Source organism: Okeania sp. SIO2F4 (assembly GCF_010672385.1).
GTDB lineage: Bacteria > Cyanobacteriota > Cyanobacteriia > Cyanobacteriales > Microcoleaceae > Trichodesmium.
Genome location: NZ_JAAHGT010001050.1, coordinates 1 through 3,215, shown reverse-complemented (window position 1 = coordinate 3,215; position 3,215 = coordinate 1). Strand labels below are relative to the sequence as shown.

Below are 3,215 nucleotides of genomic sequence, written 5' to 3'. Positions count from 1 at the left end.
TAAGAGTTTGAGAACCTTTTGTGGAGATGTCTAGCAATATCATGTTCGGTAGCATCGGAGCGTGTATAAAATTAAGTTACAATTGTCAGAAACTCTTGTGCCTTCTACTTTCTGACCTCTGCCTTCCTTCTACCAAAGCATAAGTATTCAAGCGGACATGATATAACTAATTTGAAAAAGTGATGAGCAGAAATAATTTGGAGATAAAATTAGAGCGCAATAGTTTTGGTCAAACTATAGTGACTCATCAGTATACAAATCATCCTTTGCGTTTATCTAATGTATTTCGTCTTGATGCTGCCGATATGCGTACTGCTTACTTGTACCTTACCAATACATCACCTGGATTATTGGCAGGAGATAATTTGAGTTTATCTTTACAGCTAGAAAAGGGAGTCAGTCTTTATCTGACTGACCAAGCTGCTATTAAAGTTCATGCTATGCCAATCACAGCTACCAAAGCAACAACTAATATAAAAATTAAAGTCGAAGCAGCTGCGAGATTAGAATTAGTAGCAGAACCTCTAATTTTATTTGCAGATGCAGCATTGGAACAAACTACTGACATTCAACTCCACTCTGACGCAGAACTTTTTTGGAGCGAGATTATTCTTCCTGGCAGACTAGCTAGGGGAGAATGGTACGAATTTCGCTACTATTTTAGTCAGTTAGAGATTACCTCAATGGCAGAAGAAGTATGTTTTAGGGATACTATTCATTTAGAAGGAAAACATAATCTATTTAAACACAGCGATATATTTGCTTCAAAACCTGTACTAGCTAATTTAATCCTAGTCCAACCACACACCGATCTTGAGGTACTTAGTCAAAAGCTCGAAAATCTTGAAGCAGCTAATTGTCCCGATCTCCTCTTAGGTAGTTCTGTATTACCTAATAATAAAGGTTTATTGATTCGTGTTTTAGCTAGTAAAACTCTACAAATAAAAAAGTATATTAAATATGCTTTAAATTCTGTCCGTCATTTAACTAACCGCTCCAGTTTACCCTATATTCCCAAATGAATTAAATGGTCGAACAAATTAGAGAAATAGCAGAAACTTATCTAGGTAATTTGACAAAAGATGCCGACTTAGCACAAAGGGTAAAATCAGCCCGCACTTTAGACAATTATTTAGAGATATATCTGAGTCAAACCGATAGTGGTAAAGGAAGAATTCAGGCTCAATCAACTTCCGGAACAATTGTCGGTATTATTAAAAATAGAGATTGGTCGTTATCTGAAGGAGATGTATTTATTACTCAATCTGGTAAGCTATTATTGATTCATCTACAAGAGGAAAGATTGATGGTATTAAGTTTTACCGAACCTGTAGAAAACTATGCCATAGAATTAGTTCATCTAGGTCATGTTCTAGGCAATCATCACTGGCCAATAATTATTAAAAAAAATAAAATTTATATTCAATTAATTATAGATGCACCGATAATTGAAGAGACTATTGCCAAGTTTAAAATTCCTGGTTTAAAAATAGATTATGAATCTTGTTCTCCCCAAGAAAATTTTCATTTTTCACACCATAGTCATAATATCTAAATAGACATTTCCAATAATAAAAAATTAAATCAATTATGGCATATAAATTATACCGCTGCTCATTATTATATGTTCAGCAATTAACAATGTTCATGTCGGCGACAAAAGTCAAAGCTATAGCAAATATTATTGACATTCCTAGACAAACGATGGTAACCTTGAGTAAAATAATTCAATGTTAGTAATGGCCAAATCTCATGGTTCCTTGAGAGGGATAGAAGCAAAAATTGAATATCATCCTGTCTTTGAGGAACTCGGAGCATTGTATGAATCCTGGAAACGCTCTGCTATCAACTGGATGCAAACTGAGAAGTTATCAGAATCTGTTGTCGAAAAGCGTCTGATGAAGCAGTTTAACATCCAATGGGCATGGGCTGACTCAATCGCCACCGAAGCCACCCAATGCTTAAGCCAATTAAAAACAGCTAAAACTAACAATATTACTAAACTAGAACTCCAAATTAAAGCTAAAACAACGGCTGCCAAAAAACTCATCACTACCCTAGAAAAAACTTTAAAATCAGCAACGAAAAAAGGTTTTCCACATATACAAGCTCGAAACAAATTTTTTCATCAATTGTTAGGTTTAAAAAGTAAAATTCAGAAAATACAGAGTCTGAAACGAAAATTAAAGAAGTTAAAAAATACAGATCGTTTGCATATTTGTTTTGGTTCAAGGAAATTATTTAACGCTCAACATAATTTAGCAGAAAACGGATATCAAACCAGACAGAAATGGGGTGTTGATTGGAGGAAGAAACGGTCAGGCAGGTTTTTCTGCGTGGGAAAATCTCAGCCTGGCGGTGGAACTATGATGAAAGTTTTCCCATTACAAGAGGATGGATTGTATCAACTACAAGTTCAACTACCTAGACCATTACAGGATAAATATGGTCAGAAAATACAGTTAGAGTTTTCTGTTTCAGACAGGAGTGGTAGATATAGAAGCTCAGACTTAGATTATGCTTTAAATAATTTCAAACCAATCACAATTTCTATTTTTCGTCGGGAACATAAACAAGACAATTGGTATATACATCTTTCTACTTATGTACCAGAAATTCCAGTAGTTCATACTAGAAAAAATGGTTGTATAGGCATTGATTTTAATGCCGAGGAAATTTCAGTTACTTATGTTAAATGGGATGGCAATATTGAATATTTAGAAGAGCTACCTTACCAATGGAAAAATCAAACTACTGGGCAACGACAAGCAACGATGAGAAATATTGTTTGTCAAGTTGTCAAATTAGCAGAGTTTTTTGAATGTGCTATTGCTATTGAGTCTCTAGATTTCAGTAAGAAAAAATCCCAGATGAGGTCCGAAAGTAAAGTCTATAATGAAATGCTTTCTAACTTGGCTACAGGAATGTTTAGAGAAGCTTTAGAATCATGTTGTAGAAGATTTGGAGTTGAATTAATCAAAGTTAATCCAGCTTTTACCAGTGTGATAGGAATGGTTAATTATATGGCTAAATACGGTCTAAACAGTGGCACTGCTGCTGCTTTAGTAATTGGTCGGAGAGCCTTAAAATTATCAGAAAAAATCCCCAAATGTTTGTTGAGACCGGAGGATGTCAACAAACATGATTGGAGTCACTGGAGGCGAGTTGCTAGTTTTATTAAACTGCATCGTATTCGGAGGACTCAACTTTTTCAA

The 3,215-nt window shown here is 34.8% G+C and carries 3 protein-coding genes; all 3 read left to right on the top strand.

Annotated features, from left to right (window positions below; all coding sequences use genetic code 11):
• Nucleotides 1-182 precede the first annotated feature (182 nt).
• Nucleotides 183-1,022, top strand: coding sequence for an urease accessory protein UreD (locus F6K22_RS36910; RefSeq protein WP_293109701.1), 840 nt, complete (start codon nucleotides 183-185; stop codon nucleotides 1,020-1,022).
• Between the two features lie 5 nt (nucleotides 1,023-1,027).
• Nucleotides 1,028-1,555 carry an urease accessory protein UreE gene (locus F6K22_RS36905; protein WP_293109700.1) on the top strand — a complete coding sequence of 176 codons (528 nt, stop codon included), beginning with the start codon at nucleotides 1,028-1,030 and terminating at the stop codon, nucleotides 1,553-1,555.
• 184 nt (nucleotides 1,556-1,739) lie between these two features.
• The coding region (locus F6K22_RS36900; RefSeq protein WP_293109698.1) for an IS200/IS605 family accessory protein TnpB-related protein at nucleotides 1,740-3,215 on the top strand (1,476 nt) is incomplete at its 3' end.